The sequence below is a fragment of the Photobacterium kishitanii genome (assembly GCF_000613045.3).
GTDB lineage: Bacteria > Pseudomonadota > Gammaproteobacteria > Enterobacterales > Vibrionaceae > Photobacterium > Photobacterium kishitanii.
The window spans coordinates 1281023-1294376 of record NZ_LN794352.1 but is presented as its reverse complement, the minus strand read 5'-3'; the positions used below and the strand labels follow the sequence as shown (position 1 = coordinate 1294376).

Annotated in this window: 13 protein-coding genes; 3 read left to right on the top strand and 10 right to left on the bottom strand. The window is 36.5% G+C overall.

Going from position 1 to position 13354, the window contains the following annotated elements:
- Nucleotides 1-22: 22 nt before the first annotated feature.
- From gnd to zwf, 3 genes are read right to left on the bottom strand one after another with little or no spacing between them, the layout of a single operon-like run.
- Nucleotides 23-1471, bottom strand: coding sequence for a decarboxylating NADP(+)-dependent phosphogluconate dehydrogenase (gene gnd / locus PPBDW_RS06180; protein WP_036794110.1), 1449 nt, complete (start codon nucleotides 1469-1471; stop codon nucleotides 23-25).
- Between the two features lies 1 nt (nucleotide 1472).
- The gene (gene pgl / locus PPBDW_RS06175; protein WP_036794108.1) at nucleotides 1473-2198 is read right to left on the bottom strand and encodes a 6-phosphogluconolactonase; all 726 of its coding nucleotides are present in this window, start codon (nucleotides 2196-2198) and stop codon (nucleotides 1473-1475) included.
- Nucleotides 2199-2200: 2 nt separating this feature from the next.
- Complete coding sequence (gene zwf, locus PPBDW_RS06170) at nucleotides 2201-3700, bottom strand: glucose-6-phosphate dehydrogenase (protein ID WP_036794107.1); 1500 nt, start codon at nucleotides 3698-3700, stop codon at nucleotides 2201-2203.
- Nucleotides 3701-4318: 618 nt separating this feature from the next.
- Between zwf and PPBDW_RS06165 the strand changes: the two genes are divergently transcribed.
- Both PPBDW_RS06165 and PPBDW_RS06160 read left to right on the top strand, forming a co-directional pair.
- Nucleotides 4319-4654: a PBPRA1643 family SWIM/SEC-C metal-binding motif protein gene (locus tag PPBDW_RS06165; protein ID WP_036794106.1), complete on the top strand. Its 336-nt coding sequence runs from the start codon at nucleotides 4319-4321 to the stop codon at nucleotides 4652-4654.
- 120 nt (nucleotides 4655-4774) lie between these two features.
- The gene (locus PPBDW_RS06160; protein ID WP_036794105.1) at nucleotides 4775-5242 is read left to right on the top strand and encodes an RNA methyltransferase; all 468 of its coding nucleotides are present in this window, start codon (nucleotides 4775-4777) and stop codon (nucleotides 5240-5242) included.
- A 53-nt stretch (nucleotides 5243-5295) separates the two neighbouring features.
- Here the strand turns inward: PPBDW_RS06160 and PPBDW_RS06155 are convergent, their stop codons facing one another.
- Nucleotides 5296-7407 carry a diguanylate cyclase domain-containing protein gene (locus tag PPBDW_RS06155; protein ID WP_036794104.1) on the bottom strand — a complete coding sequence of 704 codons (2112 nt, stop codon included), beginning with the start codon at nucleotides 7405-7407 and terminating at the stop codon, nucleotides 5296-5298.
- Nucleotides 7404-8468, bottom strand: a complete 1065-nt coding sequence (locus PPBDW_RS06150; RefSeq protein ID WP_230850462.1) for a sugar ABC transporter substrate-binding protein — start codon at nucleotides 8466-8468, stop codon at nucleotides 7404-7406. Before PPBDW_RS06150 ends, PPBDW_RS06155 begins: the two co-directional genes overlap by 4 nt.
- A 412-nt stretch (nucleotides 8469-8880) precedes the next feature.
- On the opposite strand from PPBDW_RS06150, the gene PPBDW_RS06145 reads away from it, so the two are divergent.
- Nucleotides 8881-9462, top strand: a complete 582-nt coding sequence (locus PPBDW_RS06145; protein ID WP_054262001.1) for a C40 family peptidase — start codon at nucleotides 8881-8883, stop codon at nucleotides 9460-9462.
- Nucleotides 9463-9486: 24 nt separating this feature from the next.
- Here the strand turns inward: PPBDW_RS06145 and PPBDW_RS06140 are convergent, their stop codons facing one another.
- The 5 genes from PPBDW_RS06140 to PPBDW_RS06120 all read right to left on the bottom strand — a co-directional run bounded on the left by PPBDW_RS06140 (nucleotide 9487) and on the right by PPBDW_RS06120 (nucleotide 13340).
- Nucleotides 9487-10281, bottom strand: a complete 795-nt coding sequence (locus tag PPBDW_RS06140; protein ID WP_036794103.1) for an ATP adenylyltransferase family protein — start codon at nucleotides 10279-10281, stop codon at nucleotides 9487-9489.
- 408 nt (nucleotides 10282-10689) lie between these two features.
- Nucleotides 10690-11850, bottom strand: a complete 1161-nt coding sequence (locus PPBDW_RS06135; protein ID WP_036794101.1) for an amino acid permease — start codon at nucleotides 11848-11850, stop codon at nucleotides 10690-10692.
- A gap of 386 nt (nucleotides 11851-12236) precedes the next feature.
- A complete protein-coding gene (locus PPBDW_RS06130; protein ID WP_036794100.1) occupies nucleotides 12237-12479 on the bottom strand; it encodes a hypothetical protein in 243 nt (80 codons plus the stop codon).
- Between the two features lie 180 nt (nucleotides 12480-12659).
- Nucleotides 12660-13046, bottom strand: coding sequence for a DUF805 domain-containing protein (locus tag PPBDW_RS06125; RefSeq protein ID WP_036794098.1), 387 nt, complete (start codon nucleotides 13044-13046; stop codon nucleotides 12660-12662).
- An 18-nt stretch (nucleotides 13047-13064) separates the two neighbouring features.
- Nucleotides 13065-13340 (bottom strand): hypothetical protein, encoded by a 276-nt coding sequence (locus tag PPBDW_RS06120; protein WP_036794097.1) that lies wholly within the window; start codon nucleotides 13338-13340, stop codon nucleotides 13065-13067.
- Nucleotides 13341-13354: the final 14 nt, after the last annotated feature.

The window sequence follows — 13354 nt, the reverse complement described above, 5'->3', positions numbered from 1 at the left end:
AGTAATATTTACAACTTACATATTAAACATCGTAAGTGGTAGAAGCTGTGTCACCACCAGTACCAGTCCAATTAGTATGGAAGAACTGTCCACGAGGCTGATCAATACGCTCATAAGTGTGAGCACCAAAGTAGTCACGTTGCGCTTGGATCATGTTCGCTGGTAGGTTTGCAGTGGTGTAACCATCGAGGAAGGTTAATGCAGACGTCATTGTTGGCATTGGTAAACCAATTTCCATCGCTTTTGATGCAACTTTACGCCATGCTGGCATGCTGCTTAGCAGAATATCTTTGAAGTATGTATCTGAACCAAGGAATTTAATCTCTGGGTTCGCCTCATATGCATCACGGATATTACCAAGGAATGCACTACGAATAATACAACCACCACGCCACATTAGCGCCACGTTGCCGTAGTTAAGATCCCAGTTAAATTCCTCTGAAGCTTCACGAATTAACATAAAGCCTTGTGCATAAGAGATGATCTTAGAAGCAAGTAGTGCTTGACGTAATGCATCAACCCACTCTTTTTTATCACCATCAATCTTAGCGATTGTTTTACCAAATAAGCTTTCTGCTTCAACACGTTGATCTTTCATTGAAGATACGCAACGAGCGAATACCGCTTCAGTGATCAGCGTTAGTGGAATGCCTAGATCAAGAGCATTAATACCTGTCCACTTACCTGTGCCTTTTTGGCCAGCAGTATCAAGGATTTTCTCAACTAATGGTTGACCATCTTCATCTTTATAGCCAAGGATATCAGCTGTAATTTCAACTAAGTAGCTATCTAGTTCAGTATTATTCCACTCTTGGAAAATCGCTTGCATCTCATCATGAGACAGCGCTAAGCCTGATTTCATAAAGTGGTATGCTTCACTGATTAACTGCATGTCACCATATTCGATGCCATTGTGAACCATTTTAACGAAGTGACCAGCACCATCTTTACCTACCCAATCACAACAAGGCTCACCAGCAGCTGTTTTAGCTGAGATCGCTTGGAAGATAGGTTTGATTGCAGGCCATGCTGCTTCAGAGCCACCAGGCATGATAGAAGGACCAAAACGCGCACCTTCTTCACCACCAGAAACGCCAGAACCTACGTATAATAAACCTTTAGCTTCAAGCTCAGCAACACGACGGTTAGTATCAGGATAGTTTGAGTTACCACCATCAATAATGATGTCACCTTTATCTAGCAGTGGTACAAGTTGATCGATAAATGCATCAACAACATCACCAGCACGGACCATTAACATGATTTTACGTGGTGCTTCTAACTTAGACACTAAATCTTCTAGTGATGTTGCACCGATAATATTAGTACCCTTTGCAGGTCCTTCTAAGAACTCTTCTACTTTAGAAACAGTACGGTTAAACGCAACAACTTTAAAGCCATGGTCATTCATATTAAGGATCAAGTTTTGACCCATAACAGCTAAACCAATTACACCGATATCGCCTTTCATATTATTCTCCTTGTGCAAGCAGTTTTGCTGCTGCTGCATCTAAATACCATTCTGTTTCGCCATGAGAGGCTTTAATTTTTGCCGCCGGATAAGCTAACTCTTCCGCCGGTGTACTATTTATTTCATGTAAGACTTCAGCCTTACCTTCACCCAATACCAAATAGGTAATACGATCAGCATTTTCAAGTAAACGTGCTGTTTTTGAAATGCGCTGTTGACCGCTTTGTGGTTGAGTCGCTATCACTGCTAATGCAGGATCATCAAAGTTGGTTTGATTTGGAAATAAAGAAGCAGTATGACCATCGCCACCCATACCTAATAAAATCCAATCAAACGCAGGCAAACCATGCTTGTGTGGAATCACTGCATCCATTTCTGCAGCAAAACGGGCACATTCAGCAACAGGTTCTGCTTCACCACGAATACGATGAATATTCGCAGCAGGAATCGCAACATGCTTGAATAATAACTCATTCGCTTCACCGAAATTACTTTCAGCATCAGTCGGTGCTACACATCGCTCATCACCCCACCAGAAGTGAAGGTTATTCCATTGAATACTGTTAGCAAAAGGGGCTTGCGCCAATGCTTTAAACAATAATTTAGGCGTACTCCCTCCTGACAATGAAATATGGACAGCTTGAGCTTGTAGGCTCATCGCTCGCATGGTTTCAGCTAGAGAAACGACCACATCCTGAGGGGTATCAAACACTTTATAATTAATCATGCTTATAACTCACAATAATCCGTATTGGCTAAGTTTTTACATGGGAAGCGCCATTGACGGCCATCATTAGTTAATAGCTCATCCGCTTCTTTAGGTCCCCAAGTACCAGCAGCGTAACCAAATAGGTGCTCTGGTTGCTCTTTATGATCAAGAATTGGCTGTACGAATTTCCAACATGCTTTCACTGCATCAGTACGCGCAAATAACGTTGCATCTTGTTTCATGCAATCTAATAATAAACGCTCATAAGCAGTTAGCATATTCATAGATTCAAGTTTATCGTAATGGAAATCCATTGATACTTCTTGAGTTTCAAAACCCGCTCCTGGCTTTTTCAAACCAAAGCTCATCAAGATACCTTCATCAGGTTGAATGCGAATAATCAACTTGTTCTCAGCCGATTTAGCTGCAAACACTGGGTGAGGTGTTTTCTTAAAATGAATAACGACTTCAGTAACACGAGTAGGCAATCGCTTACCGGTACGTACATAGAACGGTACACCATTCCAACGCCAGTTTTCGATAAACATCTTCATGCCCACGTACGTTTCAGTTCGTGATTCATCATTAACACCATGCTCTTGACGATAACCAGGTAAATGTTTACCACGAACATCAGATTCAGTGTATTGACCTAAAACTAAGTTTTTATGTAAATCTTCTTCTGATAAAGGTTTAAAGCTTTGCATCACTTTAACCACTTCATCACGAATAGAATCAGCATTAATTGCTGCTGGTGACTCCATACCAACCATTGCTAATACTTGTAGTAAATGGTTTTGGAACATGTCACGTACAGCGCCAGCACCATCGTAATAGCCGCCGCGATCTTCAACACCCAATGATTCAGATGCAGTGATTTCAACGAAATCAATAAAGTTACGGTTCCATAATGGCTCAAACATGCCGTTAGCAAAGCGGAAAACTAATAAGTTTTGTACCGTTTCTTTACCTAGGTAGTGGTCAATACGATAGATTTGATGTTCTTGGAAGCAAGCGTGAATTTGTTTATCTAAAGCAATTGCAGACTCAAGATCATAACCAAATGGCTTTTCAACAATCAGATTTTTCCAACCGTCAGCTTCATCATTAAGACCATGAGCAGCAAGGCATTCTGGAATTACACCATAAAGGCTAGGTGGTGTTGCAAGATAAAATACTGCATTACCACGAGTATGGTGAGTATCTTTAAATATATCTAAACGCTGCTTTAATACTGCATATTGTTCAGTATCAGAGGTGTTTAAGGCTTGATAATATAAGTGCTGACAAAACTTCGTCAATGTCGCTGCATCTGTTTTTTCATTTTCTTCTAATGCAGAACGAAGCTTGTCACGAAACTCCTGATCGCTATATGCCGTACGACTAACACCTAAAATTGCGAAATCTTCTGGCAATAAACCATTAGCGTATAAGTGATAGAACGCAGGGATTAATTTTCGATGAGTCAAATCGCCTGACGCACCAAAAATCACAATTGCGTTATTTTCTGGTTTAACCATGTAATGTTCCCATTTATTTACAGATCATTCGATCTGGTACAGCAATCAATTGCTTGGTATAACGAGCATTATTATGCCGTAATTTTAAATTTGTTATCTGCTTTTCGTGATAAAAATTGAAAATTTTTGTTATACCTTAATTATCATTTCAGTCGATTAGCGCATCAAATCTGTAGCATTTATCGCTAATACATTAACATACCAGATAATTTAGTGCTGTTTGCTATTTTCTATGCTGTGTATGTTAACAATTATTGACAACAGTGGTAGACGAAAAAACCTATTAGTTTGATAGGTTTTTCCATCAACATAATTGATTTTTGCAACTAACCATTACTCTACCAAGTTCTATTAAAACCGTCTAAGTGTGAAGATAAAATTCGACCAATGCAATCGATTACTTGACTACAACCAGAGAATCAAACACTGTCTGCTATATTTTTAATCATATTCTGTGGCTATTTTTATACCCCAGCATTAGCTCAACGCTTGATAAGCTACACGATGGCGGTTATTATGCCCGCAATTTCAGCCACCTAATTTTGGTGGTTTTTTCGTTATAAAGCGTATCCATTCAATAATGGTCACGCTAATATTTCATAGCAAACAGGTTATCCCATGTCTAAATTTTTCTATAAAGGTCGCATCGAAAAAAAGCCAAAACACAGCAGCTGTGGCTACAACACGAAGCGCGAAACTAAGCTTGGCACGGAAACCAACCCACTCACATTGATTGTGAACACAGAAGAACGTCAACAAGAACTAGAAGTACAACTTGCAGAACACCAGCTTTTTGCAACCATCACAGTAGATACTGACGCTGTAGAAGACATTGCAGAACTTACTGCAACATTAAATAAGCCAACCACGACAACATTTGATAAAACACCTAATCGAAATGATCCTTGCTCATGTGGTAGCGGTAAGAAATACAAAAAATGTTGCGGTAAATAATTTCACTAATAAAGAACAGGAGCTGAAGTTCCTGTTTTTCCCCTCGAATCACTATACCTACTGCAAAAATATTACTACTAGGTATACAATCTCGCCTCAATTTCTAAAGTAGATATCCATATGAGCAAAAAAAGTCAGGGTTACTCTTGCGTAGGCCTTTTCAATCCCAAAACACCTGAAAACGTCGGTTCTGTTATGCGTGCAGCTGGCTGTTATGGCGTGAACTCTGTCTTTTATACTGGTACTCGTTATGATCATGCTGCGCAATTTTGTACTGACACCAAAAATGTAGCGCTTGATATTCCTTTAATTGGCGTTGAAGATCTAAAAACAATCATTCCTGTCGGCTGTGTGCCGGTCGCAGTAGATTTAATTGATGATGCCAAACCATTACCAGAATATAAACACCCCCGACGTGCATTTTATATTTTTGGTCCTGAAGACGGTACATTAAAAAAAGACATCACTGATTTTTGTCGTGAAACAATTTACGTACCAACTAAAGGCTGTATGAATTTAGCCGCGGCTGTAAATGTGATTTTATATGATCGCATGGCGAAAGGTGATAACTACTCGAACCATAAATAGGCTCACTGCAGTTAAACCACTGCAATATCTATGACATTGCAGTGGCTCTATTTTTATCGTTTAAGGCCTGTTTTCTCATAGAAACGACGTTTATCTTTATACATCGCTTTATCTGCAATTAAGCAAACTTGATCGGCTGGGTTTTGATCAGTGCTAGCATAACCAACAGCAAAATGTACCTCAACTTGTTCACCATTCGGTAAACAAGCGTAATTGATTTTCTCTCGAACCTTTTCTAATCGGTGCCATAAAACAGCACAACTCTCTTGATCACCAGCTTCGAGAATAATAGCAAATTCATCTCCTCCTAAACGATAAACTTTATCGGTTATACGGCATGTTTCTACCAGAAGCTGACTGGTTTTAATTAATAAAGCATCGCCCATATGATGCCCATAATTATCATTCGCTCGTTTTAATCCATTAACATCTAACATAAATAAACCAAAATGACGTTTTGGATAACGATTGAATAATTGAATATGCTCTTCTAAATCATGATCAAACGCTTTTCTATTAGCAATTCCAGTAAGTGAATCTGTTATAGCAATACGAGCCAATTCACTATTTAATAATCGGCCTTCTAATTCAGCTGATAACTGTCGAATAAATAGTGAAATAACTTCAAAATCATCTCGCTTTAATTTGGCATATTGCATCACAATAATACCCACGATTTCATTCTGACTATTTTTTACTTTAAAACAATGTAAATATTCGTTACCATCCGGCAAGCAGTAATAATCACTATAATGTTCTTCTGGTCGTATTTCATTCTCTTCTAGGCGTGCTTTATCAATATTCTCGCATGCCCATTGATTTTTGTTATCGGCATAAGTTTTCATTGCCCACCCGGCAGTAGGATATAAAGCGACAACTTGCGTCATCACCGTCTCAATAATATCACCGGTTTGAAGATCATGACTGAATGATAACAATGACTGTAACATTGAGCGTCGATGTTCTTCTCTAAATAATGAATTGCTGAGTGCTAAGGTCTTTTCTGCAACCTTGCGCTCTAACTCATCATTAAAATTAACTAATTGTAAATTTGCTTTTTCTTTCTCTAAATATGCAGTATTCAATTCACTATTAGTAACGGCCAAATCAGCAACTTGAGCTTGAATCGTTTTAGCCATATTACGAATTAACCTGTCTACCATAAAGAACTCAGCAAAGCGCAATTCTCGTCCTGAACGCTGGTATTCTCCGCGTGAATATGCCCGTACAGTTTCCATTAATCCACCAAGAGGCCGAGCTATCCAGCGATATGTTAACCCTGCACTAAAAAAAGCCAATAAAACAATCATGACCCCAAAAAATGTAATATATTTCAATGATTTGATATATGGATTTACACCCAAATACTTATCCATATACACTTTCATGGTGTACTCAATCGGCTTTGAAATATATTTATTATCCAGTTTTATTTTTATAACTTTACTTATTGTTGGTACATGAAGGTCTACTTTGCTACTAGAGATAACAATATCATTCATTTCATTATTTTGAAAAACAACTCGTTCCCCGTTTTTCAAATAAGGCTGTAATACCTTAATAATATTTTCTATTGGAACAACTACAATTAAATATCCCAGCGGTACTCGCTTCAAGCCATTAGTCATAGATTGAAAAATAGGCACACCAATAACAATACCACGACGACTTGGGTTATACTTTAATGGCATCAGGTTTTCACCATTATAATAAAATACCCATTGGCGACCTTTCGCTTTATTTTTTGATATTCGATGAAGAAGTACATCTTTTAATTTAATAAAAGATGATAAACCATGAATACCGTTATAACTTTCAATTTCAGACCATTGATCATCAATTAAATAAGCAGCCTGAACTAAAGGTGTATTCTTAACTAACGATCCTAAAGAAGCATTAACATGACCCGCAAGAAAAAAGTTATCAATAGCTTGAACAAATAATCGATCACGTGATAATACATCTAAGCTTGTTGATAATAATGAAAAACGATAATCAAATTCTTGTTCAATAGTATTAGATAGTCTTGCAAGCATATCAATACGGTAATTAGCTTCAACATCTGACTGTTGTTTTAAAAGCAGTCCACCAACAATTGTAGCAGGTAAAACTGCTATTGTTAGCATTAGTAACGCTAACGAGGACTTTAAGCGTAACTTCATCATTTCTTATCCAACTTTTCAAGCTGTTCAATCGCCATATTCTGCATATGTGTTGCTGAATATTCAGCAGTGGCTCCTGCTTGATAGCGTTGAAATCCAATCGCAAGGGCTTGCCAAGCAATTGACATATTCAATACTGATGGCATCGGTTCTGTTAATGCCATTTGTTGAAACATAACCAAACTATCTCCCTTAGCTTTTTTGCTAAGTTCTTGAAAATATGCTCTGGAAATAGGTAGTAACTGTGTTTTCTCATACACTAACTGCTGATTATCTTGTTGTTGAACAAATTCGGAAAACTCTTTAATTAAATGCTGCATTATTTTCGCATGTTGCGTGTAATTAGGAAGAGCCAGTACAAATGTGCTTGACATCGGGTGCATGACTTTACCATCAACTTTCGGTAATAAAGCCACACCTAAGTCACTACCCAGCATATTTTTCAAATCATGATACGCCCAATCGCCATTGATAGAATAAGCACTTTTACCATTCACAAAATCCAATTGGGAACAACGATAGTCGCACTCTGGATTAACAATTCCTTGATCAGCTAAATAATGATAATACTTTAACGCTTGAATCATCGCTGGTGTATTAAGTGTGATTTTACCATTCGTGATAGGTTTTCCATCAAATGCAGATAAAAATGGCATAAAATAATACATATCATTGTAGTTCCACCCCATTGGCATAATATTTTTTTTAATAAATTGATTTTTAGCTAAAATAATATCGTTAAAATCGGTCGCTGGGTGTTGTACATATTTTTTATTATAATATAACAATAGAAAATTACCTTGAATAAGAGGTATTCCCCAGTAAGATCCTTGTAGTTTAACCGTATCCCTTACCGTTGGTGTAAGATTTTCGCGATACCACCGTTGAGGAATAGGATATAATTTCATCAACTTGTGCATACCCAAAAAATCAGAGGGAATAATAATAATATCAGGTAACCCTCCATCTTCAGCACTTAATAATATTTCAGCTTTTATCTCTGAGGGATCAAGCTGAATAACAGATATATTAACATCATGTTTTTTTTTAAATTTATTGGCCATTATCGTCATAAAGTCACGATTTTGATGAGATGACCAAATTGTTAGTGTTTGTGTTTGTGTCGCGAATATAGTTTTAGAAAATAGTAATATACTTAAGAGAATAACTCGATTAATAGTCTTTAATAGTTTGTCAGACATAGTATTAATTAAACCTAAATATTTTTATATTAATAATTTTTTGCTATAACATTGTCTATATGACAAACATAGATTGAATAACAATTGTCAACCTAATATTTTCTTCAAAAAAACTATCGTTTAAATATGATTTAAAATAGTATACCTCAAAAAGGTGTCACTAGTTGATATGAATCAATAATAATATTATTCAATATCCATTGTAAGCTAAAAATAAACAGTTATTATAAAATTAATTACCCATAAAGCTTAGCAAAACTGAAACATAAAGACCATGACTATAAAAACACACCTTAAACGCATTTTTCCGTTATCCTTTTTTCTATTAGTTGCTTGTGAAACACATGTTAATGCAGCACCACAAGTCACTAAAGAAATGATCAACAAACCGATGAGCTATTCTCAACAACACCCTGATATAAATCAATCTAAAGGAAATATAGAACAAAAGAAAATGGTTGATTTTGCTAGAAAGTATATTGGTACACGCTACGTTTGGGGAGGAATTACACCGAAAGGATTTGATTGTTCAGGATTTATTAAATATGTCTATAACCATTTTAATATTGCCATTCCAAGAACAACAGCACAGTATATACAACTATTTAAGCATTCAATAGCGTTGAAAGAGGCAAAAGTTGGTGATCTCATTGTTTTTACTGGCACCAATTTAAAAATAAGAAAACCAGGTCATGCCGGTATTATTACCGAAATAAAACCAGGGTTAGTGAAATTTATTCATAGTTCATCATCTAAAAAACACTTTGGCGTCACAGAAACGAGTTATTATCAAAGTGGTTACCCAAAACGTTATTTAACGGTTATACGAATGCCAAATCCATCAAAAAAGGAGTAATAATACTCCTATTAATTGTTATGTTTATGGCGCTACACATTCAGTGAGTAACCGTAAACAACCATAATCAACTAGCCAATCATGTTGTTGTTGATCTTTTACTAAAAAACAGCCTGAATAATTTAAAGCATTAGCAAAAATATCACCAACATGGTTAGTTAGCCGAGGGATCACTAGCATCCAATTTTGAGTTAATAGAATATTATAAGGTAGACATTCTATGGGCTCATTGATATTTAGTGTGACATTTTGAGGGGTTAGACCTAAATCATGCATTGCCGCTAAATAGCAAAAATAGGCTTTCTCACTATTAATACGATCAAACGTAAATAGCTTATGTCTGAATGGTAACTTACCAGACAAAATCATACTCTCTAACGGCACCGTCGTTTTCATTAACTGCATATGTCGGTGGCGCTGACTTGCTCCAGCTTCTGATGCTGAATTAAAAAAACCTAATACATCAGGGTAAGTAACACCTTGGATCCAAGCTGAAAAATCTTGCAAATCAAGTAGAGATGATTGGCTCACAAACGCTTTACTACAAATAAGTAAATGAGGCTCACCTACAGGATACTTATTTAATAAACACACATGATCATGACCTACAGTATCCACAAACATTTGCTCATCATAAGGCAAAAAAGGATTTTGCTGTATATGCCCTTGTTGCATTTTTTTATTAAGATTATCATTCATGATCTTAATAAAAAAATCAATTCCCTGCTCAGAGACGACTGAGCTCATGGTTGCTATTGGCAACAATACTTGCGCCTCACTTGCATTTTTAGCAACTGTTAAAGCTTTATCCCATAACATCTACAATACCTGCAACCATTATTATTACTAGAAAATAAAACAACAATAATCACTCACCTAACAAAAAAAAAGCAACATTAGATACCAAAAATGAGGTGTAATTTAAAGTTTACACTTTTAGCAAGAAATCACTATCGCTAAAAACAATGAGAGGATAGCCCTCACTGCTGAAAGTTTGTATTATCGTATCAGTTAATTCTATCGTTTACTTACAATATCAGTTCGTACTCCAAAGTAGATTATAGATTCTAATGATTAAACTTTATATTGGTCCTATAAAGTGCTTTAACAGGGTATTCCAGATCGGTCAATCTGTTACCCTACTCTCTTTTTATTTCTACTCTAATTAGTTAAAAGATAAAAAAAACGCCCATCGAAGATGAGCGTCCTATTTACACGTTTATCATACTAAATCAGCTGCGCACCTATTAAGAAACAGCCAAAAGCTAAACTCAATAGCATTGCGACAGATCCACCTGCCACTTGATAATCAGAACTTGTCGTTGCTGGAGCAGATTTTCTTATATTATGGATCATCCACATCGGTATAAACACTGCGATAAATACTAATATCAATCCTGCATAGCTCAAAACAGATAGGAATTGGTTTGCGGCAAAGATAGCCCCTAACAAAGGTAGAATAAATGTTAGCACATAAGTCACTGCACGATTTTTTCTAAATAAATCAATATTTTGATCAAACAGCGACATTGCCACGCCTAAGAACGACGTTAATAACGCTAAGCCAGTAAAAATAGAAAGAATAATATGTATGCCAGCAAAACGCGTACTCAATGCATCTATCAGTACAGAAACATTATCAAATTTAATTAATTGCTCTGCTGATAGACTACCAACAACAGCATATAGCCATAATAAGTAACAACCTAATGGAATCAATGAGCCTAATAGCACCATATTTCTTAATTGCTTATGGCTTGCTTTATCATTGTACGACACTAATGAAGGAATAACGGGAAAGAAACCGAAACTGGTGAACAATACTGCACTAGTTTTAATTAAATCAACTTGGCTGTTATTGCTCGCTTCAAAGAAATGATTAAAGCTCATACCCGGTATTAAGGCAAATAACGTAATAATTAGCACTGCAATCATGATTAAAAATAACACACGATTGAGCTTATCAACGACGCCTGTTCCAGCAGCAACAATACAACCAGCTAACACTGTAAAGATGATCTGACTGTGTAGCATTGATAACTCAAACCCAAACCCTGTTACCAATTTCTGTAGTAAATCGCCAGCACCGATGATGTAAGCCATTAATAAACAAACTAATAAAGCATAAAGCAATCCATTTGTTACTAATTGTCCCCCCTTACCTAATGTTTTTCGTGCGATGGTATTCATACCAAGACCACCGCCAACTTTGATACTTGCTTCTAATAACAATAAAGCGGCATATGTCGTACCACTCCAAATAAGCAGCATCAATAATGAGCCAGATAGTAAACCGAACTGTGCTAATACCATCGGGATGGCAAGCATGCCAGCACCCAATGCTGTGCCCGCAATAATCAGCGAACTTCCTAATAATTTAGTATTCATATTTCCCTTGTTCTTATTGTTAAATAATAGCAATCCATATATCTATTTATAGATATATTAGTAATAACATGTGATTTGTCGTCAATAACAGTACGGTTACAAAGAACCGTTACTAAATCGGAAGCTAAAATAAGAGGCAGAGGAAAAGGTCATTGCTATGCATACTGCATTAGCAAAAAAAGTATCTAGTACCAACGATGAGGGGGGTTGGTATTGTTTATTTCGAGGGTAATGCGTCATTATCGTACTCCAAAACGATGAATCCCAGTCTATTAGCTCTATTCGGTCAGAACTTGATTCCTGCTTCGGTCAAAACAGTTCACTCAGCTAATAGCATCATACTAAAACACATTTATCTGGAATGGAATGAATGATTCTATTTCTATTCAACAAATTTGATTGCTGAAATCAAGCTTAACTAACGTCAAGCAATTAAATGCTGTCGGCTTCACCGCAATAACGCTGCCATCAGCAAACTGTATACCATCATAATACTGACGCCCCCATTTCACGCGCTTGAAATGTGCGTAACCTACTTGCTCATAAATAGACTCCAAGACATTAACAGCACCATCTCGTTTTACTTGAGCTACTATATTTATATCCAATAATTTATCAGCAATCGACATAATGATCCTCACTTTACCTTTACTGCTTTTTGCTTTATTTACCTTTTCTATCAAATTACAGACAACAATCAAGGCTCAATAAGTAAAATGCGATCTTTATCACTATTCAATATAAAATTAATAAAAAAAACCCAATCCGAAGATTGGGTATTATTGATAACAAGAATAATCAACTAAAAATTATACATTAAACGTTGCATCACTGTGCTCTTTGGGATTCGTACCAAAACGGTTTACCCCTGATGTACTGTCCTGAATCATAAAGTAGAGCAGTACTAACATGCCAACAATAGGAATTAACATTATCAGTGCCCACCAACCCGTACGATCTTGATCATGCAAGCGTCGTACTGTCACAGCAACTGTTGGTATAAAAGCGAAAGCCGCATATAGCGCAGCTAATACACCATAACCTTCAACGAGCGTTGGTAACTGTAATGTACTATCCACTAGACCACAGGCCATACTGATAAGTGCGTTAATTAAAGTGAAATACCAAAATTCTTTTCTGCGTGAACGCCCTTGAAATTGAGCATATTTACGAAGAACAGCAAAGTACCAATTCATTATTTTTCCTTGTTAATGTTAATAACGTTTAATGCGGACTACTTTCATCATTTCAAATTCTAAACCAGCTACTGTAATCATATCAGCATAATAAGTCATATTTACTTTTGCACCAGTAAGGCTTTTATATTTTGATTTCCGTTTAAATTTAAAGGGCACATTATAGCCGTCGATCATCAATGAATGCTGTATCCACTCGCCATCATCTCGCTGAGTATGAGAACACACAGTTAAGCCTTCGCTGTGAATTAATTGTGCATGTTTAGCGATAAGTTTATCACTATCAGACTTCATTGATCATCCCCCAT